Source organism: Amycolatopsis sp. NPDC051373 (assembly GCF_040689465.1).
Classification (GTDB): domain Bacteria; phylum Actinomycetota; class Actinomycetes; order Mycobacteriales; family Pseudonocardiaceae; genus Amycolatopsis.
In genome coordinates this window covers 103,666-122,948 of sequence record NZ_JBFBAE010000012.1, presented here as the reverse complement: position 1 = coordinate 122,948, position 19,283 = coordinate 103,666, and the positions used below count along the sequence as shown (strand labels likewise).

Below are 19,283 nucleotides of genomic sequence, written 5' to 3'. Positions count from 1 at the left end.
CGCATTTCTTGAGCGCGCGGCCTCACGCTGACGGCAGCCGCGCGGCGACCACCGCGGCGATCGACTTCGCGGTGGCGCAGATGACGTCGAGCTTCCCCTTGTCGGCCTCGTCCGTGAGCTCCACGAGGACGACCTCGTCGCGTTGGGCCGGCGTGCCCTTCACCGTCGGCAGGGCCGGCGTGTAGGTGCGGTAGACGACGGTGACGTCGCAAACGTCGCCGTCGTCGTCGTCGTCGTGCGGATCGACGTACGCGCGGCGTCCGCCGACGGTGGTAGGAGTCTGGCCGTCGGGCGGGTCGGTGGCCAGGGGCCATTGACGGTCGTAGTACAGGTCCACGGACTCCGCGTCCTCGCCCCAGGAACACGCCCAGTTCGCGAAGTACCGGTCGGTCGGGTAATCGGGGCCGGCGACGCGGCGGAGAGTCGCGTCGTCGACGAGGGTGCAGGCGTCGACGCGCGCCAGGGATGCCGGCGGGAACGGCTGGGCGCGGCGGGCGATGGGGCCGCGGACCACGCGTGCGTAGGCGTCGCCGACCACGGCGTCGGACATGGCGCACAGCTGAGGGGAGTCGCCGCCGTCGGCGCGGACGGTGCTGACGGTGATGAGCCGCAGGTCGGGCAGGACGAAGTAGCGGCGGCACCGGCCGGGGTCGGCGTTCGGGCGCTGGATGTCGCCGAGGCGGCCGCGGACCGGCGGCACCTGCGGGTACTCCTCCGGCGCGGTCAGCTCCAGGCTGGTGACGATCGTGCTGCCGTCGGCCAGGGTGGTGTCGAGGTCGCAGCGGGCGAACGTGCCGAGGTTGGGTTCGAGGAACACCTTGCCGTACGGGGCCAGCGAGTTCACCGTCAGCAGCGAGCACGGGTCGGCGGTGCGGGGGTCGCCGACGAGGTCGGACGTCGCGTTCGCGGGCGGCGCCTCGCTGCGCGTGAAGACGAGGAAACCGGCCACCAGAAGGACGACGGCGCCGAGCACGCCGGCGGCGACGAGCTTCAGCCGTCGCGGGCGGCGTCGGCGGGGCAGCTGTGCGGTCGGGGCGCCGCTGAGGAGGGCCTCGACCTCTGCGGCGGTGGGCCGGTTCGCGGGCTGCCGGTCGAGCATCACCGCCAGCGTGAGGGCGAGCGAGCCGGCGTTGCGCGCGGACTGCACCTTGCCTTCCGCCGCGCGCCGCAGCTGCCCGAACGGCCCGTTTTCCCCGCTGCCCCACGGGGAAACGCCCTCGACGGCGGCGAACAGCGTCGCGCCGAGCGAGAAAACGTCCGCGGCGGGGCCGGCGGCGTACCCGTTCGCCACCTCCGGCGCGAGGTAACCCGCGGTGCCGCCGACGCTGGCGCTGCCGGTGAGCGTGACCTCGTCCCAGCGGGAGATGCCGAGGTCGGCGAGCTTGGCCGTGCCGTCGTCGGTGACCAGGACGTTGCCGGGCGTGATGTCGCGGTGCACCATGTCGCGCGCGTGCATCGCGACGAGCGCGGACGCGATCTGCGCCCCGACGGCCGCGGCCCGCTCCGGTTTCAGGACGCCGTCGCTGCGGACGACCTCTTCCAGGCTTCGGGCCGGCAGGTACTCCATCACGAGCCACCGGTCGTCGCCGTCGACAACAGAGTCGAACACCGCCACGACGTACTGGTGGTGCAGCGAGGCGCCCAATCGTGCCTCACGCCGGATCTGCCCGCCGTCGCCGTCGAGCGACCGCTTGAGCGCGACCGTCCGCCGCAATTCGAGATCCGTCGCCCGCCAGACGACACCCATCCCGCCGGCGCCGAGGCGCTCCTCCAGCCGATAACGCCCGGCGATCACCTGCGCAGACACGCGCACAGTGTAGGGGCTGGGCGGCCGCCCGTTCACGGTATTCCGGTGCCCGCCGTCACAGCCCAGCGGAGCGCGACCGCCACGGCACGCCGGGGACGGTCGCGGATCCTGACCGGCCGGGCCGTCCGGCCCGACGGTGACGGTCCGTCCGGTCCGGACAGTGGGTCAGCTGAACACGACCTCCGCGTCGAGGAACTGGCGCAGGTGAGCCAGGAACGCCTTCGGGCACTGGAACTGCGACGCGTGGCCCGAGTCCGGGTAGATGATCAGCTGGGAGTTCAGGATGTGCTTCGCCAGGAGGTGCGAGTTGACCGTCGGCAGCATGATGTCGTGGTCGCCGTTGACGACCAGGGTGGGCTGGGTGACGGCCTGCAGGGCGGCGTCACGGTCGGCTTCGGGCCACTGGGCCCAGCTCACCACGGCCTGCTGCTGGCGCTCGCCCACGGCGGGGGTGGCCTCGGGGTCGTAGTCGGTCGTGCGCTGGTGGCGACGCTGCCAGAACTCGCGGCCGGCCTGCTTGGCTGCGGCGCTGCGGCCGAAGAAAAGGTAGAGGTAGTCGTCCAGGGTCAGGTCGGGGTGCATGACGACATCGAGCACCTTCGCCTCGGCCTCGCTCATGTCGCCGGCCGGCGGGATGGTGCCGAGCAGCACCAGGCGGCGCACGAGTTCGGGGTGCCGGAACGTCAAGGCCTGGGCCACGGCGCCGCCGATGGAGAAGCCGACCACGTCGACCAGCGCCAGGCCGAGGACGCGCACGACGTCGGCGGCGAAGTCGGCCATGGCCTCGAAGGTCACCGGGACTTCGCCGGCCGAGCCGGAGACGCCGACGCTGTCCAGCAGGATCACGGGGCGGTCGGTGGCCAGGCCGTCGATCAGCAGCGGGTCCCAGTTGTCGAGACCGCCGCGGAAGTGCTGCAGCAAAAGGACCGGCGTGCCGGTGGAGGTACCGATCGGTACCTGGGCGAGAGGCGGTGACATGCACACCGGAGGCGACCAGTCCGCGATCGCGGATCCTGGCGGCGGCGACCGACCTGTTCTACCGCCAGGGCATCAACACCACCGGCATCGCCGAGGTGGCCGACCGCGCCGGAGTGTCCAAGCGGACGCTCTACCAGCTATTCCCAGGCAAGGACCTGCTCGTGGCCGCCTACCTCGACGGCATCACCGCCACCACCGAGCGCGACACCTGCGACGGCAGACCACGACCTCGTCCGGCCCCGGGCTCGCCGGCGCGTCGAGGTCGAGGGGGCGGACGTCGCCGCCGAAGCGGTCGATCCCGGCTGCCCGCATCATTCGGGGTACTCGGCGTTGTAGCGGGCTTTCCACTCCGGGACGAGCGCCTCCTCGGTCGCACCGCCGAAGGTGTAGGCGGGAGAGAGGACCGGGTGGACCTCGTCGACGTGGATGAGCACGGCGTGGTGGAACGGGTAGCCCGGGCCGTTGGCCGCCAGCAGCCAGTCGGCGAGCCACGTGTGCACGGGGTCGCCCGGCGGGAGGATCTCGGCGGTGCCCCGGAAGCGGTAGCCGCGGCGGCGGAAGAAGTCGATCGAATTCACCTCGACTCGCGGATCGTTCCGCAGGTTCTCGACGGTGCCCGGAGAGGCCATGTCCATGAACGCCAGGTGCTCGTCGTCGTACACACTCACGGAACCCTTGGGCGAGAGGTTCGGCGCGCCGTCGGGGCGGACGGTGGCCACAAAGGACAGCTTCGCGTCGGCCACCACGCGGCGCATGTCGTCGTCGAGGAGAGTCACGGGTTACCTCTTTTCGGATGCGGTCGCGAAGAGCCGGTCGAAGCTGAACGCGAACGTGCGGACGGGCGCGAGGGCCAGGAGCAAAGCCGCGGCGCAAGCGCTGAAGACCGAGGCGCTCAGCGGCGCTTCCCAGCCGAGGAACACCATCATGGACAACGCGAACACGAGCTGCAGGGCTGTCGCCGCCCAGGCCGACCACCGCACGGCGACCCCGGCGAGCAGCGTGAGACCCAAAGTGAGCTCCGCGACGGTCGCCGCCCACGCGGCGACACCGGCCAGGCCGTCGGGCAGATAGGGCACGAGCCTGTGTGTGTACGCCGTGAAGGCCGCGAAGCCACCCCACGCCACGTTGCCGGTGTGCAACGAGCCCCAGAGACCGAAGCGGTCGGCCACCGCGGAGAGGAAGCCGGCGGCCAGCGCCAGGCGCGCGAACACGGTCGCGACCGGCCACGCGCGCAACGGCACGGCGGTGGTCTCCACCTCGTCCGACACCGACATCAGGCCTCCTCCTCCGGCGAGGGCCGACCGTCCGGGTCCGTCCTCCCATCGCGAACACCCTCGAGGTTAGGTCCCCGAACGCCGTGAGGGGAAAGACCCGCCGCGGCGGATTGAGTACTTTCGAGTTATGGATCTTGAAGCCCGGCACCTGCGCTACGTGGTCGCGGTGGCGGACACGCTCAACTTCTCCCGCGCCGCGGAGCACCTGCACGTGTCGCAACCGGCGTTGTCCGCGCGGGTCAAGGCCATCGAGCGGCACCTCGGCGTCGCGTTGTTCCGCCGGACCACCCGCTCGGTCGCGTGCACGGACGCCGGGGCGCGGTTCGTCGAACACGCCCGCGAGATCCTGGGGCTCCTGGGCGAAGCGGAACGCGAGGCCCGGCAGTCGGCGTACGGGCGGGTGCTGCCGGTCGGCTTCTACGGCGTCGCGGCCGGCGACCTGACCGCCGAGATCATCGACCGCTTCCGGGAGCGCAGCCCCGGCGTCGAGGTCGAGCTCAAGCGCCACGGCTGGGAAGACCCCTCGGCCGGGCTGCGCGACCGCACGACGTCGCTCGCGTTCGTCCGCCCGCCGTTCCGTTCCCACGGGCTGCGCCTGCTGGTCCTGGGAACCGAGCCCCGCGTCGCCGGGCTGCCGTCGCGGCACCGGCTCGCCGGGCGCGACAGAGTGGACGTGACCGAGCTGCTCGGCGACCCCGTCGCGGTCCGGCGCACGGCCGACCCGGTGTGGGCCGAGTTCTGGTCCGGGGGAAGCGTGCGGCCGGCCGCGCTCAAGCCACGGCTGGTCGAGGTCGGCGACGTCGACGAAGAGCTGCAAGCGGTCGCCGCCGGTCGCGCGATCACGTTGACCGCGGCGGTGGCCGAGACTTACTTTCCGCGCGCGGGCGTCGCCTACGTGCCCCTGACCGGGTTGCCGCCCAGCCGCCTCGCCCTGGCCTGGCACGCCGACGAAACCGATCCCGTCTGCCACGCCTTCGTCGCCGCCACCCGTGACGTCCTCGCCCGGCGGCGGGCCGCGAACTGAGCTCAGTGGCCGGACATGCCCCCGTCCACCGCGAGGGTCGTGCCGGTGATGTAGGACGACGCGTCGCCGGCCAGGAACACGACGGCGGCGTCCAGCTCGTGCTGCTTGCCCAGCCGCCCGAGCGGGCTGTGCTGCTTCACGAACGGCAGGAGCACGTCTTCGGGGATGTCCTCGGTCATCTCGCTGGCGAAGTAGCCCGGCGCGATGGCGTTGACGCGGATGCCGCGGCGGCCCGACCACTGCTGCGCGAGGTCGCGGGTCAGCCCGAGGACGCCGGCCTTGCTCGCCGAGTAGGCCGCCTGCGGCGCGTAGGACTTGATGAGCGCGAGCACGCTGCTGATGTTCACGATGCTCGACCCGGCCGCCATCACGCGCCCGCACGCCTGCGAGGCCCAGTAGACGCCGTTGAGGTTCACGTCGACGACCCGGCGGAACTCCTCGGGCGTCTCGCGCAGAGCCGGGACGGCGGTGCCGACGCCGGCGTTGTTCACGAGCACGTCGATGCGCCCGAACTCGGCGAGCGCGGCCTGCACCAGGGCGTCGCAGGCAGCGGGGTCGGCGACGTCGGCGGCCACCACGGCGGCGCGGCGGCCCAGGTCGCGGACGCTTTCGGCGACCTCGGCCAGGCGGTCGGTCCGGCGGGCGGCGAGGACGACGTCGGCGCCGGCTTCGGCCAGCGCGCGGGTGAACCCCGCACCCAGCCCCGAGCTGGCGCCGGTGACGACGGCGACCTTGCCGTCGAGGCGGAACAGGTCGAGCACTCCGGTCACGGTCACACCTGCCCGATCCGCGCGGCGGCGCGCAGCCCGGCGGCGGCAAGCGGGGCGACGGCGCCGCCGACGGACTCGAAGCCGGAGCCGCGCGTGAGCCCCTGCCGGTAGCGCGCGTGGATGCCTTCGGCGATCACGGCGATCTTGAAGTAGCCCAGCGCGAGGTAGAAGTCGAGCCGGCCCAGGTCGCGGCCGCTGATCTCGGCGTAGCGCTGTGCGAGGTCACCGACCGCGGGCAGCCGATCGCTCGTCGACGCGGCGGCGCCGGCGAGCACGGGCGCGAACGCGGGGTCCGAGTAGACCAGGTGCAGGCCGAGGTCCGCGAGCGGATCGCCCAGCGTCGCCATCTCCCAGTCCACGACCGCGCGGGCCATTGCCGGGTCGTCCGGGGCGAGGATGATGTTGTCGATGCGGTAGTCGCCGTGCACGATCGACGCGCCGCTCTTGGCCGGGCAGGTCTCTTCAAGGCGCGCGTGCAGCGCCTCGATGTCGGGCAACGGGCGGGTCCGGACTCGTGCCCACTGGTCGTGCCAGCGGCGGACCTGGCGACCCAGGTAGCCCTCGGGCCGGCCGAAGTCGCCGAGCCCGACGGCGTGCGGGTCGACGGCGTGCAGGCGGGCCAGCACATCGACGAGGCCTTCCGCACAGCGCCGGATGTCGTCGTCGGCCAGCGCGTTCAGCTGTTCCGTGGTCCGGATGACGACGCCGTCGACGTGCTCCACCACCGAGAACGGCACGCCGAGCACGTCTTCGCCGCCCAGCACCACCGCGCGGGCGACGGGCACGTCGCTGTCGCGCAGCGCCGCCACGACGCGGTATTCGCGGCCCATGTCGTGGGCCGAGGGCGTGAGCCCGCCCAGCGGCGGCCGGCGCAGCACCCAGCGGCCGCGGCCGTCGGTGAGCACGTAGGTGAGGTTGGATCGGCCGCCCTGCAACATTTCCGCACTGAGGTGCCCGCCGAAGCCGGGGACCTCGGCGGCGAAGAACGCCTCGAGCGCCTTCAGGTCCAGACCGTCCACTGTGGACGTCATCGCGCGGCCTTCGACTGGCGGCGCAGCACGCGGCGTGCGATCGCCCAGCGGTGGGTTTCCGACGGGCCGTCGTAGATGCGGAACGGGCGGACCTCCCGCAGGAACCGGCCGAGCAGCACGTCGCCGGAGATGCCGAGCGAGCCGCAGATCTGCACCGCGCGGTCGACCACGCGCCAGATCGCCTCGGCGCAGAACGTCTTCGCGATCGCCGTCTCCTGCGACGCGTGCCCGCCGCGATCGAGCTCCCAGCACGCTTGCAGGATGAGGCCGCGCGAGGCCGCGATGTCGATCTCGTTGTCGGCGATCATCTGCTGCACCATGCCCAGGTCGCCGAGCCGGGAGCCGAACAGCTCGCGCTCGGCCGCGCGGGCGACGGCGATGTCCTGCGCGCGGCGGGCGATGCCGAGCCAGCGCATGCAGTGGGTCATCCGCGCCGGGCCGAGGCGGACCTGCGCGTAGCGGAAGCCTTCGTCGACCTCGCCGAGGACCGCGTCTTCGGGCACGACGCAGCCGTCGAAGTCGAGCTCGATGTGGCCGCCGAAGAGGCTCTCGTCGAGGGTGTCGATGTGCCGGACCACCTTCATGCCCGGGGTGTCCGCGTCGACGAGGAACATCGTCGCGCCGCCGGTGTGGCCGGGTTCGCCGGACGTGCGGGCCATGCAGATCGTGAACCCGGCGCCCTCGGCCCCGGTGATGAACCACTTGCGGCCGGTGATGCGCCAGCCGTCCTCGACGCGTTCCGCCAGCGTCGCCAGGGCGCCCGGGTCGGACCCGGCGCCCGGCGCGGGCTCCGTCATCGCGAAGCAGGAGCGGATCTCGCCGGTCGCGAGCGGCCGCAGGTAGCGCTCTTTCTGTTCGTCGCTCGCGATCGCCTCGAGCATGTGCATGTTGCCCTCGTCGGGCGCGGCGATGTTCAGCGCGAGCGGGCCGAGCAGCGAGTAACCGGCCTCCTCGAACACGGCGGCACGGCCGCGCATGTCGAGACCGTGACCGCCGTACTCGTCGCTCACGTGCGGGGCGAAGACCCCCGCGTCTTTGGCGGCCTGCTGCAGCTGCCGGCGGACGTCGTCGGAATGCACCACGCCCTTGTGCTCTTCTTCGACGGGGATCACCACGTCGCGGATGAACTTCGCGGTGCGCTCGGCGAGGTCGGCGACCTCCGGCCCGGGCGCGAGGTCGACGGCCACGGCGCTCTCCCATCGGCTAATGACTATTAGCCGCTGACTATAGGCGGGTTCTTGTGCTGTGTCACAGTCCGGTGGCGCCAGTCACCCTGGTGGCGGCGCGTCGGCTATCCTGTGTTAGCCGAAGGGAGGTCGCGTGGACCGATCCGGCCACATCCGTGAGGCCGCGCTCGAGCTGTTCACCCGCAAGGGGTTCGAGAGCACCACCATGGGTGACATCGGGGCGGCCGTGGGGATCCGCGGCCCCAGCCTGTACAAACACGTCGCCGCCAAGCAGGACCTGCTGGTGGCGATCATGGTCACGACCATGGAGGACCTGCTCACCGCGCACCGCGCCGCAGTGGGCGGTGTCGCCGACCCTGTCGAGCGCCTCCGCCGCGCCACCGAGGCCCACGTCCGCTACCACGCCCGGCACCGGCTGGAGGCCTTCGTCGGCACCCGCGAGATCCGCAGCCTTGCCGAGCCGCACCTCACCCGCGTGCTCGCCCTGCGCGCCGAGTACGAGGCCTGCTTCCGCGCGGTCGTCCAGTCCGGTGTGGACGCGGGTGTGTTCCAGGTGGACTCCGTTCGGCTGGCCTCGTACGCGGTCCTCGACCTGGGCATGGGCGTCGCCGTCTGGTACCGCGCCGACGGCGAACAATCCGAGGACGCGCTGGTGTGGCAGTACAGCCGGTTCGCGCTCCGGCTGGTGGGGGTTACGGCGTAGTTCTGGTCGGCGCCTTTCAGCGGGGGTCAGGCAGTTTCCGCGCAACCACGGCGACGGACAGGCGCAACACCGCGAAGATTCCGAACACCACCGCGAACGCGCTGCCGAAACCGAGCGGCCCGGTGCTCAGCGCGGAGAACACGCTGCCGAACACGGCGACACCCGGGGTCGCCGACGTCTGCTGCGTCGTCGGGAGAGGCCGTTGCCGACGCCGATGACGAGCATCGCGGGGACGAGGTCCCAGATCGTCGTCGAGGGCCAGGTGAGCACTCGTCACACGCCTCGCGCTCGCCGTGTAGGCCGCGCTACTGGTGCGGCACGCGCCGACGGTCGTCGCCGACGCGTTCCTCACCTCGCGCCTGGGTCCCGGCTGGGGACCGGGCTACGGAACCCTGCGCGGGCTCGACTTCGAGGCGATCATCGACTACGCCTGGCTCGGCTGACCCGGGTTCGGGCGCCGGGCCCGCCGGCGCGAGCGAGCGGACAGCAGCGCGAGGGAACCGAGCCCGACCTCCAGACCGAGGAACGCCCAGTAACTCGCGTCGGTCTTCGGCCGGTCGAGGGCGAGCGAGCCGAGCCGGACGGCGGCGGCGCCCAGCCAGGTGGCGCCGACGGCGACGTCCGCGGCCGGCTGCTTGCTGGCGAGCGCCCAGCCGCCGAGGGCCGCGTAGGTGCCGCCGAGCCCGGCGCGGATTTCCGTGGTGCCGCGCGGGTCCGCGGCGGTGATCCGAAGGGTGTCGGCGACGTTGCCCGGAGCGACGACGCTCGCGACGCCCGAGAGAAGCAGACCCAAGCTGCTGATTTGTCCACTGTGCACAGTGCCAGAATACCGGAGCCGACGGGGCGCGGGTGTCCATTGTGCCCGTTCGTCCGCCGTCGTGGCCCGTTCACATCGGCAGCGGCCGGTCCTCCACGACGTTCTTCATCACCAGCGTCGAGCTGATGCGCTGAACGCCGGGCAGCGTCGCGAGCCGCTTGTCGTAGAGCTGCTGGAACGCGGGCAGGTCGCGGGCGACCACGCGCAGCAGGTAGTCCGGGTCACCGAAAAGCCGTTGCGCCTGAACGACGTTCTCGACCTCGGCGACGGCCTCTTCGAACGCGGCCACGGTGGCGCCGTCGGACTCGCGCATCGTCACGAACACCAGGCAGTCGAAGCCGAGCCCCAGGGCCTGGGCGTTCACGTGCGCGCGGTAGCCGGCGATGGTGCCGGATTTCTCCAGGGCGCGGACCCGGCGGTGGCAGGGGGAGAGGCTGAGCTGCAGCCGCTCGGCCAGCTCGGTGATGGTCTGCCGGCCGTCGCGCTGCAGCTCGGCAAGAATCTTCCGGTCTAGAGCGTCCATGGCCGTAATTCTCCCTCATGAGCCACGGATCCGGGGAACTTTGGAAACATCTTCCGGACATTTCGCCATAGCCTTTCCCCAGGTGGGGGCCTGGCGAAAGGAACATCGATGGCGATCGGCGGCATCTTCGCGTTCTGGGGCGTGTCGTTCCTGCTGGTGCTCACACCCGGCGCGGACTGGGCCTACCTGATCAACGCGGGCCTGCGAAAACGCTCGATCCCGCTCGCGGTGGGCGGGCTGCTCGTCGGCTACCTGGCCCTGACCGCGGTGGTCGCGGCGGGCGTCGCCGCGCTGGTGGCCGGCTCGCCGGTCGTGCTGACGGTGCTCACCGCCGTGGGCGCGGTGTACCTGATCTGGCTGGGCGTGTCGGCGCTGCTCCGCCCGGCAACGCCCGGGTCGGCCACGGACAACGAGGCCGGTTCGTGGGCGCGGCAGGTCGCAAAAGGCGCGGGCATCAGCGGCCTGAACCCCAAGGCGCTGCTGCTTTTCCTCGCGCTGCTGCCGCAGTTCACCGACCCGTCGGCGGCGTGGCCGGTGGCCGGGCAGATCCTCGTGCTCGGCCTGGTGCACACCGTCAGTTGCGGGCTCGTCTACGCCGGAGTCGGGCTGGGCGCTCGGGTGGTGCTGTCGACACGGCCCAGCTGGGCCCGTGGTGTGTCCCGCTTCTCCGGCGGAGCCATGATCGCGATCGGCACGACGCTGCTGGTCCGGCAGCTCGCGGCTTGATCATCGAGGACGGTGCTCCTTGCCCGGCCGCGGTGACGACGTCGTCGCGGTCCCGGGCACCCGCTACATCGACACGCAGATGCACACCTGGCGCTGACGTCCCGGGAACCTTCTCGTGGTAGAACCAGCTGACCGTTCACCGGAACCCGACTGGCAGGATCGCGCGGATGATCGTCGATGCTCACGTGCACCTGGCGCGGCTCCCGACGTTGAAGCTCGACTGGGACACCTGGCTCAGCCCGGCCTCCGACCGGGCGGAAGTGGAGTCCATGTACGGGCCCGACGGCGCGATCGTCCCGGAGCGGATCGACGCGCTGTTCGCCGCCGGCGGGGTGGATCGCGCGCTGCTGTTCACCGAGCACAGCCCGCGGGTCACGGGCATCCAGCCGGCCGAGGACCTGCTCCCGGTCCTCGAGTACAACCCGACGCGGTTCCGCCTGGTCGCCAACGTCAACCCACACCTGCACTACCCGGTCGCGACCGAGCTGCGCCGGCAGCTGGACCTGGGCGCGGTCGCCCTGAAGATCCACCCGGTCCACGGGAACTTCGCGCCGAACGACCGGGAGCTCTACCCCGCGTACGCCGAGTGCGAGCAACGCGGGATCCCGGTGATCACGCACACCGGCCCCAGCTCGTTCCCCGGCGCGAGCGGCCGCCGCGGCGACCCGGTGCTGATGGACGACGTGCTGCGCGACTTCCCGGACCTCACTGTCGTGCTCGCGCACGGCGGCCGCGGCTGGAGCTACGAGGTCGCCGGCTTCATGGCGCTGGCCCGGCCGAACGTCTGGCTCGACATCGCCGGCCTGCCGCCACGCAAGCTGCCGCAGTACTACGACCGGTTCGACCTCGACCGCATCGCGGCGAGGTGGATCTTCGGCACGGACTGGCCCGCGTCCCCCGGCATCGGCGTCAACCGCAAGGCCGTGGCCGGCCTCGGGCTCGGGCCGAGCGTGCTCGACGCGGTGCTCGGCGGCAACGCCGAACGCGTCTACCGGCTGACGTGACCGGCCCCTCCGGCGGGGTGTCACGCTGACGACCGTCAGACGTTGAGCTCGGCGTCGCGCCGGACGGGTGCCGGTGCGGCGTCCTGCGTGCGCAGCCCGTGGATCCAGGTCCGGCAGGTCGCACACATCGCCGCTTCGCTGCCACGCGCGTGGCCGACCACGTCGTCGCCGGACCAGAGGATGGCCGCCACCACGCCGGAGTCGACGGGGGTCAGGCCGACCAGCCACGGCCCCGACGCCCATTCCGCCGTGACCCACTGCCCGTGCGTCGGGCTGCGCGTGACCGACCACGCGGGGTCGGCGTCCAGGTCGTCCACGGATCGCCACTGGTCGTCCATGTCGCTCACCCTCCCACCCGCCCCGGGCGAACCGGGGTGACGATCAGGCGCGGACGAGGCTGTCGCGCAGGTACGCGGCCAGCCGGATCCGCAGCCCGCGCAGGTCGGCCAGCGCGAGGGTGAAGCTGTAGACGGGGCGGTAGCCGATGACCTCGGACGTCTCGCCGCACGGCCCGCTCAGGTACACGAACCCGTCCTCGTCGTCCCGGTGCGGCTCGGCCCACAGCTGCTCCGGGCCGCGAGCGGCGCCGCGGTAGGCCCGCCAGAACAGCGGAGTCTTCATGATCTCGCCCAGCGCCGCCGCGAACCCCGCGACGTCGTGCTCCGGCAGGCCGAGCCCGCGCCCGTCCCAGCTCCGAGGCAGCGCGCGCGCCGCCGTGTGGTCCTCGACCAGCGGTGTGCACGCGAACACCGCGACGTCCTCGCACAGCCGGACCGTCCACCGCCGCATGTCCGCGGTCACCGGAATCTGGAACATCCCTCGCCCACCCTCCTCCCCCAGGAGAATCGTCCATCCTAGACCGACGCCGCCCGCGGAGAAAAGCCTTCCATCAGGCGACAATCGGGATGATCCGTGATCCGGCGCACGTCGGCCCGGAAGGCCCGGTCGTCATGATTGTTTACCGACTGGTCAAGGGGCACCTGGCTGCCTGGATGATCGCTGACACCCCAGAGCGGGCGGCGGCGCTCGAGCGCGTGTACACCGAGGACGTGACGGTGGTCGAGCCGGATCGGGTGCTGCGGGGCCGGGAGGCGCTGAACGAGCGGATCACCGAGCTGCACGCCCGGGCGAACCGAGCCCATCACCGGGTGGGACGTGCTGACGTTCGAGGGCGAGCTCATCACCCACGTCGTGATGTTCATCCCCGGGTTCGACGACTTAGAAATCCCCGAGCCGGCCTGAGGCCCACCCTGGAATGGGGGTAGGCGTGTTGAAGGTCGCGCGGCGTTCTGTGACGATGGCGGCACCGGCGTATTCCACAAAGGACTGTCGGCACCGTCGAGCACCGAGGAGGCCGGCATGCTCGGCACCGGCAAGAGCGTGACCCTGCCCGGGGGCCGGGTCGCGTACTCCGAGCGTGGGTCCGGGCCGGCGGTGGTGTTCGTACACGGGCTGCTCGTCAACGCGAACCTGTGGCGCAAGGTCGTGCCGGCCGTCGCCGACGCGGGGTTTCGATGTCTCGCCCCGGATTGGCCGCTCGGCGCGCACCGCGTGCCCCTGGCGGCGGACGCGGACCTGACGCCGTCCGGCGTCGCCCGGCTGATCGGGCAGTTCCTCGACGCGCTCGACCTCACTGACGTGACGGTGGTCGCCAACGACACCGGCGGGGCACTCACCCAGATCCTCATGACGGAAAACCCGGGCCGGATCGGCCGGGTTGTGCTCACGCCGTGCGACGCGTTCGAGGAGTTCTTCCCCGCGCCGTTCGACGCGCTGCCGCGGCTGATGCGGTTGCCCGGCGCGGCCTGGGCCGGCAGCCGGCTGCTGCGGCTGCCGATCGTGCGGCGGCAGCCGTCGGCGTTCGGCGCGTTGGCCAAGCACGGGATCCCCGCCGAGGTGCTGGATTCCTACCTGCGCCCGGCCTACGGCAGCGCCGAGATCCGCCGGGACCTGCGCCGGTTCCTTCTCGGCGTGCACCCCCGGTACACGCTGGCCGCCGCCGAGGCACTGCCCGGTTTCGGCAAGCCGGTGCTGCTGGTCCGCGCGGCGGACGACCGCATCTTCCCTGCCTCGCTCTTCGACCGCCTCGCGGCTGTCCTGCCCGACGCCCGGCTGGTCACGGTCGCCGATTCGGGCGCCTTCGTGCCGGAGGACCAGCCGGACGAGCTGGTGCGGCTGATCGTGGAGTTCGCCGGCTGAGCCTGGTGTGCGGGCTGTCGGCTGAGGTCGGCGTGCGGGCCGTCGGCTAGAGCCCGGCGTGCTTGGCCGTCGGCTGGGTTTGGCGGCGGGCCGTCGGCGTGTGGCCGTCGCTAGAGCCCGGCGTGCAGGCCGTCGGCTAATGGCCGCCGGCGTGGGGTGGGACGGTGAAGGCGACCGTCTTGCTGTCGAGGATCTTGTGCGTCGGGTCCGCCAGCCCGATCCACACCTTGTGCGGCCCCGGCGGCAGGCTCTGGAGGATCAGCGGCTCGCCGCTCGCGTCGGCCCAGTGCCACGGCGCGTCGTCCACGGTCACGTGGATGTGGCCGATCCGCGGCGACACGTCGAGCGCGGCGGGTCCGTACACGGGCACGATCCGCAGGTTCTCCGCGCGGTAGCGGATCACCACCAGCCCCATGGCGAGCTGGTCGGGCAGGGGACTGTCCACGAGCAGCGCCGGCGGCGGCTGCGAGGCGAGCGGCACCACGGGTGCCGGTGACCAGCTGGTCGCGGCCGCAGCGGGGGCTGGGGCGGTGGGCTGGGGGCGGCGGCGGTCGGGGTGGTGGGCGTTGAACACGCAGTCACAACACCCACCGCAAGAGTGGTGAGCATGATCGTGATCGCACGCGTTGTGTTCGGAAACGGACGTCGGTTGTGGGGATCGTTCACAAGATCAAGTTAGATTCCGGCACCCGCTCACCGCGCCCGTCGGATGACGCTGTGGTTGTACGTCATCGCAGAGCATTGTTACTCGGCGAGCACGCTGTCGTGGCGGTATTCGCGCGGAGAACGGCCATAAGTACTGCGGAACAGGCGGGAGAAGTGCGCGGCATCCGAGAACCCCCAGCGCCGCCCGATGGCGGCGATCGGCACGTGCCGGTGCTGGTCCGGGTGAGTGGCGAGATCGAAGACCGCGTTGGTGATCAGGCCGGTCGTCGACGGGATGCCGCCGGCGATGGTCACGGCGAGGGCGAGAACACGTTCCTCTTCGGTGAGATGTCGAGTCCCAAGGCACGTCCGTTGCCGCGCGGATTCGCACACGGCGGCTGGAACGCTGCCGGCACGACCTCACCGCGCCCCAAGCGAGCGTCCGTCCTCGGCGGACAGACGCCGTGGCCGGATGTCCTCGACGAGACGTTGCGCGCCGACGCTCCCGTGCAGCACATGCCGTTGCGCTACGCCGTCGAGGACATCGATCTCGGCGAAGGCGTTCTCATCCGCCGCGGCGAGGCCATCCTCCTGGGCTTCGGCGCGGCCGGGCGCGATCCTCGCCGCCACGGCGAAACGCCCGGGGCCTTCGACGTGAACCGCCCGGACAAAGACCACCTCGCCTTCGGCCACGGCGCGCACCTCTGCATCGCCGGGGCACTCGGCCTCACCGAGGCGACGGTCGCCGTGACCGCGCTCTTCGACCGCTTCTCCCGCCTCGAGCTCGCCGAGCCGGGGGAGACGCTGGAACCGTTGCCCACCATCGTATTCTCCGGCAAGGCGCGGCTGCCGGTGCGGCTGGAACCCTGACGGGTCAGGGAAGCCCGGCGTGGGGCACGTCCACCCGGGCCGCGGCGAGACGGCCTTCGCGGGCGTTCTTCCGGGCGTTCTCGTCGAAGTCGGGCGCGGTGCACAGGTAGAGGGTGCGGCCGTCGGCGCCGCCGAGCATGCAGGCGAACACGCCGGTGCCCGTGGGGATCTCGTCGGTGATCTCGCCGCCCTCACGCACGCGGATCACGCGGGCCCCCACGGCGTCGGCGATCCAGAGCGCGCCCTCGGCGTCGAGGCAGCAGCCGTCGGGGCCGACGACCAGCTGCGCGATCGCGGCCGGGAGATCCGCGCCGGTCGGTAGGTCACCGAACTGCGCCCAGATCCGGCGGTTGGCCAGGGACCCGTCGTCGGCGACGTCGAACGCCGTGACACGGTTGCCGAAGGTCTCGTTGACCAGGAGCACCCCGTCGTCGGTGAGCACGCTTCCGTTGGGGAACCACAGGTCCCGCGCGACGGTGGTGACGGTGCCGTCCGGGTCGGCGCGCAGCAGCGACGCGGATTCGAGCGGGGCGCCGCCCATGAGGTCGAAGCCGAACTCGCCGACGAAGGCGCGGCCGCGGGCATCGACGACCATGTCGTTGGGGTGGCCCTTGACGTGGCCGGAGAGGTCCGCGTGGGGCACGAGCGTGCTGTCCGGCTCGCGGCGCAGCAGCAGGCGGTCGCGCATCGACACGACCAGGAGCCGGCCGTCGGGCAGCCAGCCGAGGCCCGACGGCTGCTGCGGAACCTCGGCTTCCGTGCGCAGGTCTGTGCCGTCTTCGGCGGCCGAACACACTCGGTAGGTGTAGAAATCGGCGAACCACATGCGGTTTTCGTGCCAGCGTGGGCACTCCAGGTAGGACAGTCCTTCTAGGACGGTGCTCGTTTCGCGGCTCATGATTCCCCTGCGGACGGTGTGGGTTCGGGTCAGCCGGCGGCGGCATAGAGGAAGCGCTCGAGCTCGCCCTGGATGTCGGGCCCGCACGGCTGGAAGACGATCTCGGTGACGCCGCGCGAGGCGTAGTCGTCGATCTTGCGGCGGACCTCGTCGCGGGTTCCGCTCAGCGTCACCTCGCGCAGCGTGGAGTCGCCGCCGGCTTGCCAGGCGGCGCTGTCGGCTTCGTTGAGGTCGACGCAGTGTCCTGAGTGGATGGTGAGGTGGCGGTGTTCCTCGTGTGTTTTTCCACCACCTCGAGCCATTCCACCCCGCCGGGCAACGTACGCACCGCGTCGGGGCCGCCGAACTCGTAGGCGCCGTGGAAGGACAGTGCCCAGCCCGGGCCGGCGGCCGAGCGTGCGTGGGCGGAGTCGGTGGGTTCACCCTCGTCGAGCACCGTGCCCCATTCGAGGAACGCGACCCAGGGGTGGTCCTTCATGAACTCGGGCGTCTGCAGCGTGGCGAACAGGCCGTCGCCGAGCTCGCTCGCGACCTTGTTGCCCTTGGGGCCGAGCGCGCCGACGAGGATCGGCACGTCGACGGGCCGCGCCGGAGCGTGGCCGTCGGGGTGCAGCATCCGCATCCGCGCGCCTTCCCACTCCACGGTTTCGCCGCGCAGCAGCCCGCGGTACGCGCGGAGGTAGGACTCCATGAACGCCCAGCGCACGGCGCCGTACCCCATCGCGCGGCGGCCGGAGAAGCCGGTGCCGAACGCGACCGCCACGCGGCCGGGGGCGAGCGCGGCGAGGGTGGCCGTGGCCGCGGCGTTGACCATGGGGTGGCGCAGGCTGGGCACGAGCACGCCCGGGCCGAGGCCGATGCGCTCGGTGCGGTCGGCGGCGAGGGCGAGGGTCATCCAGACGTCGGGGCTTTGCTGGGGTGTGTCGTACACCCACGCCCGGTGGTAGCCGAGTCGCTCGGCCAGCGCGATTTTTTCCGGAGAGTCCAGGGCGGTGGGGAACGCGCAGGACACGTCCACGGTGTCCTCCTCCCGATCGACGGCGGATCGCGGCAGAACATCTAGCTGGGACACATCTACCTGGGACAATGACTAATCGCATAGTCATAATCGCTGGTGGTGTGCGACGATACACACACCCGCGGGGCGGAGCAAGGGCCCCTTCCGACGGAAAGGACCCCGATGAGCGCCCAGCGATCCGCGCTCCCCGACCTGGCGGACGACTCGCCCGACCTCTGGGACGCCGGCTTCGGCAAAGCCGCGCGCGGCCTGCTCACCGGTGGCGTGCGTTGCTTCGCCGCCCAGGGTTTCCACGCCACCACGACCAGGGACATCACCGCCGCGGCCGGCCTCTCGCCCGCCGCGCTGTACGTGCACTTCAGCTCCAAGGAGGAAGTGCTGTTCGAGATCACCCGCGCCGGGCACAAAAGTTCACTCGACGTGCTGAACCGCGTCCCGCCCGACGCCGACCCCGCCGCGCACCTGCGCGCCCTCGTCGCCGCCTTCGTCTCGTGGCACGCCCGCCACCACGTCGCCGCGCGCGTCAGCCAGTACGAACTGGGCGCCCTGACGCCCGCGCACTACGACGTGATCGTCGACCTGCGCCGCCGGTCCACCTCGGTCTTCCACGACGCCCTCACCCACGGCACCACCACCGGTGCCTTCCCCGACGCCGACGCCCACCGGGTCGTGCGCGCGATCCTCTCGCTGGGCGTCGACCTGGTCCGGTGGTACCGGCTGGACGGGGCGGATTCGCCTGAGGAACTGGGGGAGTACTACGCGGATCTGGCGCTGGGGATGGTGTCGGCGGCTGCGGCACGCCGGGGCCGCTGATCCGGAGTGGTCCGGACCTGGAGCCCGCGAGCAGCGCCGGGCTCGTGCGGCCACGGGGCGATTGCCGGCGCCGAGTGAGGCTGATGCCGGCGGGCGTGTGCATCGCCGACGCGGCGGGACCTGTTGGGCGCGACGTGGGTTCGTGGGGTGGTCCGGTGTGGAGGGGGCGAGCGGTCGGCGTCGGGCTTGGGCGGGGGTCTGGTCTGGCGGCGACTCACTCGTCGCGGCAGGTGGCGCGCAGTGGGCCTGGTCCACGGGGGAGTGTGCTTCGCGAACGCGGCCGGGGTGCGTTGGGTGCAGGTGCGCAGCCGTGGGCTTGTGGGGTGGTCCGGTGTGGCGGGGCCGGTCGGGTGGCGTGGGGCTTGTGCGGAGGTCTGGTCAGGCGGCGACTCACTCGACGCGGCAGGTGTGCGCGCGGAGTGGGCCTGGTCCACGGGGGAGTGTGCATCGCGAACGCGGCCGGAGTGCGTTGGGCGCAGGTGCGCAACCGTGGGCTCGTGGGGTGGTCCGGTGTGGCGGGGGCGAGCGGTCGGCGTCGCGCTTGTGCGGAGGTCTGGTCAGGCGGCGACTCACTCGACGCGGCAGATGTGCGCACGGAGCGGCCTGGTACACGAGGGGGTGTGCATCGCGAATCCGGCCGGAGTGCGTTGGGCGCAGGTGCGCAACCGTCGACTCCGGTGATGGTCCGGCCTGGGCGGGCCGGTCGGACGGCGTTGGGCTGACGCGGAGGTCCTGGCCGCAGCGATTCTCCTGGTGCGGCAGGGGTGACTGCCGCGCCGAGCCGGGCTGGTATCCGCCGGAGCGTTGGGTGCGGGCGACTGTCGACTCGTGCGTGGTCTGGGCCGAATAGCCGATTTGCCCGGGCGACCCCGGCGCCGATCGACCCCCGGTCTGGTGCCCGTCACTACTTGGGCGCAGGCACGGCGGGCCCGCCGCAGCGGCTTCAGCGCGTGACGAACAGCCCCCGACTCGGTGAAACGATCACGCGCCGTGGAT

At 71.9% G+C, this 19,283-nt stretch carries 26 protein-coding genes and 1 pseudogene; 9 read left to right on the top strand and 18 right to left on the bottom strand.

What is annotated here, in order from left to right; all coding sequences use genetic code 11:
- Positions 1–22 precede the first annotated feature (22 nt).
- Positions 23–1,807 (bottom strand): serine/threonine-protein kinase, encoded by a 1,785-nt coding sequence (locus tag AB0383_RS23375; RefSeq protein WP_366188521.1) that lies wholly within the window; start codon positions 1,805–1,807, stop codon positions 23–25.
- A gap of 165 nt (positions 1,808–1,972) precedes the next feature.
- Positions 1,973–2,785: an alpha/beta hydrolase gene (locus AB0383_RS23370; protein WP_366188520.1), complete on the bottom strand. Its 813-nt coding sequence runs from the start codon at positions 2,783–2,785 to the stop codon at positions 1,973–1,975.
- Here AB0383_RS23370 and AB0383_RS23365 point away from each other — a divergent pair.
- A pseudogene (locus AB0383_RS23365) lies at positions 2,779–2,895 on the top strand (TetR family transcriptional regulator); the annotation flags it as partial. The gene AB0383_RS23370 and the pseudogene AB0383_RS23365 sit on opposite strands and share 7 nt — an antisense overlap.
- Before the next feature lie 201 nt (positions 2,896–3,096).
- On the opposite strand, the gene AB0383_RS23360 reads toward AB0383_RS23365, so the two are convergent.
- A complete protein-coding gene (locus AB0383_RS23360; RefSeq protein WP_364184936.1) occupies positions 3,097–3,561 on the bottom strand; it encodes a pyridoxamine 5'-phosphate oxidase family protein in 465 nt (154 codons plus the stop codon).
- Positions 3,562–3,564: 3 nt separating this feature from the next.
- Entirely contained in the window at positions 3,565–4,059 is a 495-nt protein-coding gene (locus AB0383_RS23355) for a hypothetical protein (RefSeq protein WP_364184938.1), read from the bottom strand.
- Positions 4,060–4,186: 127 nt separating this feature from the next.
- Between AB0383_RS23355 and AB0383_RS23350 the strand changes: the two genes are divergently transcribed.
- Positions 4,187–5,083 carry a LysR substrate-binding domain-containing protein gene (locus AB0383_RS23350; protein WP_366188519.1) on the top strand — a complete coding sequence of 299 codons (897 nt, stop codon included), beginning with the start codon at positions 4,187–4,189 and terminating at the stop codon, positions 5,081–5,083.
- A gap of 2 nt (positions 5,084–5,085) precedes the next feature.
- Here AB0383_RS23350 and AB0383_RS23345 read toward each other — a convergent pair whose 3' ends face one another.
- Genes AB0383_RS23345 through AB0383_RS23335 form a run of 3 tightly spaced genes read right to left on the bottom strand, consistent with a single transcriptional unit; the run spans position 5,086 to position 8,071 of the window.
- Complete coding sequence (locus AB0383_RS23345) at positions 5,086–5,853, bottom strand: glucose 1-dehydrogenase (RefSeq protein WP_366188518.1); 768 nt, start codon at positions 5,851–5,853, stop codon at positions 5,086–5,088.
- 2 nt (positions 5,854–5,855) lie between these two features.
- Positions 5,856–6,884: a phosphotransferase family protein gene (locus tag AB0383_RS23340; RefSeq protein WP_364184944.1), complete on the bottom strand. Its 1,029-nt coding sequence runs from the start codon at positions 6,882–6,884 to the stop codon at positions 5,856–5,858.
- Positions 6,881–8,071 (bottom strand): acyl-CoA dehydrogenase family protein, encoded by a 1,191-nt coding sequence (locus AB0383_RS23335; RefSeq protein ID WP_366188517.1) that lies wholly within the window; start codon positions 8,069–8,071, stop codon positions 6,881–6,883. Before AB0383_RS23335 ends, AB0383_RS23340 begins: the two co-directional genes overlap by 4 nt.
- A gap of 133 nt (positions 8,072–8,204) precedes the next feature.
- Between AB0383_RS23335 and AB0383_RS23330 the strand changes: the two genes are divergently transcribed.
- Positions 8,205–8,774 (top strand): TetR/AcrR family transcriptional regulator, encoded by a 570-nt coding sequence (locus tag AB0383_RS23330; RefSeq protein WP_364184948.1) that lies wholly within the window; start codon positions 8,205–8,207, stop codon positions 8,772–8,774.
- A gap of 16 nt (positions 8,775–8,790) precedes the next feature.
- Here AB0383_RS23330 and AB0383_RS23325 read toward each other — a convergent pair whose 3' ends face one another.
- Positions 8,791–8,928: a hypothetical protein gene (locus AB0383_RS23325; protein ID WP_366188516.1), complete on the bottom strand. Its 138-nt coding sequence runs from the start codon at positions 8,926–8,928 to the stop codon at positions 8,791–8,793.
- A gap of 157 nt (positions 8,929–9,085) precedes the next feature.
- Here AB0383_RS23325 and AB0383_RS23320 point away from each other — a divergent pair, with 157 nt between their 5' ends.
- Entirely contained in the window at positions 9,086–9,217 is a 132-nt protein-coding gene (locus tag AB0383_RS23320) for a hypothetical protein (protein WP_366188515.1), read from the top strand.
- On the opposite strand, the gene AB0383_RS23315 is transcribed toward AB0383_RS23320, so the two are convergent.
- Both AB0383_RS23315 and AB0383_RS23310 read right to left on the bottom strand, forming a co-directional pair.
- The gene (locus AB0383_RS23315; protein ID WP_366188514.1) at positions 9,199–9,567 is read right to left on the bottom strand and encodes a hypothetical protein; all 369 of its coding nucleotides are present in this window, start codon (positions 9,565–9,567) and stop codon (positions 9,199–9,201) included. The genes AB0383_RS23320 and AB0383_RS23315 overlap by 19 nt on opposite strands.
- Before the next feature lie 94 nt (positions 9,568–9,661).
- Complete coding sequence (locus AB0383_RS23310; RefSeq protein WP_366188513.1) at positions 9,662–10,114, bottom strand: Lrp/AsnC family transcriptional regulator; 453 nt, start codon at positions 10,112–10,114, stop codon at positions 9,662–9,664.
- Between the two features lie 108 nt (positions 10,115–10,222).
- Between AB0383_RS23310 and AB0383_RS23305 the strand changes: the two genes are divergently transcribed.
- Together AB0383_RS23305 and AB0383_RS23300 are read left to right on the top strand one after the other, a co-directional pair.
- Positions 10,223–10,840 (top strand): LysE family translocator, encoded by a 618-nt coding sequence (locus tag AB0383_RS23305; protein ID WP_366188512.1) that lies wholly within the window; start codon positions 10,223–10,225, stop codon positions 10,838–10,840.
- Positions 10,841–11,007: 167 nt separating this feature from the next.
- Positions 11,008–11,844 carry an amidohydrolase family protein gene (locus AB0383_RS23300; RefSeq protein WP_366188511.1) on the top strand — a complete coding sequence of 279 codons (837 nt, stop codon included), beginning with the start codon at positions 11,008–11,010 and terminating at the stop codon, positions 11,842–11,844.
- Between the two features lie 35 nt (positions 11,845–11,879).
- On the opposite strand, the gene AB0383_RS23295 is transcribed toward AB0383_RS23300, so the two are convergent.
- From AB0383_RS23295 to AB0383_RS23285, 3 genes are read right to left on the bottom strand one after another with little or no spacing between them, the layout of a single operon-like run.
- Positions 11,880–12,182 carry a hypothetical protein gene (locus tag AB0383_RS23295; protein WP_364184962.1) on the bottom strand — a complete coding sequence of 101 codons (303 nt, stop codon included), beginning with the start codon at positions 12,180–12,182 and terminating at the stop codon, positions 11,880–11,882.
- A gap of 43 nt (positions 12,183–12,225) precedes the next feature.
- Positions 12,226–12,660 carry a hypothetical protein gene (locus AB0383_RS23290; protein WP_366188510.1) on the bottom strand — a complete coding sequence of 145 codons (435 nt, stop codon included), beginning with the start codon at positions 12,658–12,660 and terminating at the stop codon, positions 12,226–12,228.
- A gap of 38 nt (positions 12,661–12,698) precedes the next feature.
- Positions 12,699–13,046 carry a hypothetical protein gene (locus AB0383_RS23285; RefSeq protein ID WP_364184966.1) on the bottom strand — a complete coding sequence of 116 codons (348 nt, stop codon included), beginning with the start codon at positions 13,044–13,046 and terminating at the stop codon, positions 12,699–12,701.
- Positions 13,047–13,203: 157 nt separating this feature from the next.
- Between AB0383_RS23285 and AB0383_RS23280 the strand changes: the two genes are divergently transcribed.
- The gene (locus AB0383_RS23280; protein ID WP_366188509.1) at positions 13,204–14,043 is read left to right on the top strand and encodes an alpha/beta hydrolase; all 840 of its coding nucleotides are present in this window, start codon (positions 13,204–13,206) and stop codon (positions 14,041–14,043) included.
- A gap of 136 nt (positions 14,044–14,179) precedes the next feature.
- Here AB0383_RS23280 and AB0383_RS23275 read toward each other — a convergent pair whose 3' ends face one another.
- Entirely contained in the window at positions 14,180–14,617 is a 438-nt protein-coding gene (locus AB0383_RS23275) for a DUF6130 family protein (RefSeq protein WP_366188508.1), read from the bottom strand.
- Positions 14,618–14,787: 170 nt separating this feature from the next.
- On the bottom strand, positions 14,788–15,003 hold the full coding sequence (locus tag AB0383_RS23270; RefSeq protein WP_366188507.1) for a helix-turn-helix domain-containing protein: 216 nt from the start codon (positions 15,001–15,003) through the stop codon (positions 14,788–14,790).
- A gap of 33 nt (positions 15,004–15,036) precedes the next feature.
- Here AB0383_RS23270 and AB0383_RS23265 point away from each other — a divergent pair, with 33 nt between their 5' ends.
- Positions 15,037–15,558, top strand: a complete 522-nt coding sequence (locus AB0383_RS23265; RefSeq protein WP_366188506.1) for a cytochrome P450 — start codon at positions 15,037–15,039, stop codon at positions 15,556–15,558.
- Between the two features lie 4 nt (positions 15,559–15,562).
- Here AB0383_RS23265 and AB0383_RS23260 read toward each other — a convergent pair whose 3' ends face one another.
- From AB0383_RS23260 to AB0383_RS23250, 3 genes are read right to left on the bottom strand one after another with little or no spacing between them, the layout of a single operon-like run.
- A complete protein-coding gene (locus tag AB0383_RS23260; RefSeq protein WP_366188505.1) occupies positions 15,563–16,456 on the bottom strand; it encodes an SMP-30/gluconolactonase/LRE family protein in 894 nt (297 codons plus the stop codon).
- 29 nt (positions 16,457–16,485) lie between these two features.
- On the bottom strand, positions 16,486–16,629 hold the full coding sequence (locus AB0383_RS23255) for a hypothetical protein (RefSeq protein ID WP_366188504.1): 144 nt from the start codon (positions 16,627–16,629) through the stop codon (positions 16,486–16,488).
- Positions 16,626–17,474 (bottom strand): LLM class flavin-dependent oxidoreductase, encoded by an 849-nt coding sequence (locus AB0383_RS23250; protein WP_366188503.1) that lies wholly within the window; start codon positions 17,472–17,474, stop codon positions 16,626–16,628. The genes AB0383_RS23255 and AB0383_RS23250 overlap by 4 nt, the downstream gene beginning before the upstream one ends.
- A 162-nt stretch (positions 17,475–17,636) precedes the next feature.
- Here AB0383_RS23250 and AB0383_RS23245 point away from each other — a divergent pair, with 162 nt between their 5' ends.
- Positions 17,637–18,287, top strand: coding sequence for a TetR/AcrR family transcriptional regulator (locus AB0383_RS23245; protein WP_364184978.1), 651 nt, complete (start codon positions 17,637–17,639; stop codon positions 18,285–18,287).
- The last annotated feature ends 996 nt before the right edge of the window (positions 18,288–19,283 follow it).

Coding starts and splice junctions, on each gene's coding strand:
- AB0383_RS23370 (WP_366188520.1), bottom strand. CDS start 2,785: ATGTCACCGCCTCTCGCCCAGGTACCGATCGGTACCTCCACCGGCACG.
- AB0383_RS23355 (WP_364184938.1), bottom strand. CDS start 4,059: ATGTCGGTGTCGGACGAGGTGGAGACCACCGCCGTGCCGTTGCGCGCG.
- AB0383_RS23350 (WP_366188519.1), top strand. CDS start 4,187: ATGGATCTTGAAGCCCGGCACCTGCGCTACGTGGTCGCGGTGGCGGAC.
- AB0383_RS23340 (WP_364184944.1), bottom strand. CDS start 6,884: ATGACGTCCACAGTGGACGGTCTGGACCTGAAGGCGCTCGAGGCGTTC.
- AB0383_RS23310 (WP_366188513.1), bottom strand. CDS start 10,114: ATGGACGCTCTAGACCGGAAGATTCTTGCCGAGCTGCAGCGCGACGGC.
- AB0383_RS23305 (WP_366188512.1), top strand. CDS start 10,223: ATGGCGATCGGCGGCATCTTCGCGTTCTGGGGCGTGTCGTTCCTGCTG.
- AB0383_RS23300 (WP_366188511.1), top strand. CDS start 11,008: ATGATCGTCGATGCTCACGTGCACCTGGCGCGGCTCCCGACGTTGAAG.
- AB0383_RS23295 (WP_364184962.1), bottom strand. CDS start 12,182: ATGGACGACCAGTGGCGATCCGTGGACGACCTGGACGCCGACCCCGCG.
- AB0383_RS23290 (WP_366188510.1), bottom strand. CDS start 12,660: ATGTTCCAGATTCCGGTGACCGCGGACATGCGGCGGTGGACGGTCCGG.
- AB0383_RS23285 (WP_364184966.1), bottom strand. CDS start 13,046: ATGAACATCACGACGTGGGTGATGAGCTCGCCCTCGAACGTCAGCACG.
- AB0383_RS23280 (WP_366188509.1), top strand. CDS start 13,204: ATGCTCGGCACCGGCAAGAGCGTGACCCTGCCCGGGGGCCGGGTCGCG.
- AB0383_RS23265 (WP_366188506.1), top strand. CDS start 15,037: ATGTCGAGTCCCAAGGCACGTCCGTTGCCGCGCGGATTCGCACACGGC.
- AB0383_RS23260 (WP_366188505.1), bottom strand. CDS start 16,456: ATGAGCCGCGAAACGAGCACCGTCCTAGAAGGACTGTCCTACCTGGAG.
- AB0383_RS23245 (WP_364184978.1), top strand. CDS start 17,637: ATGAGCGCCCAGCGATCCGCGCTCCCCGACCTGGCGGACGACTCGCCC.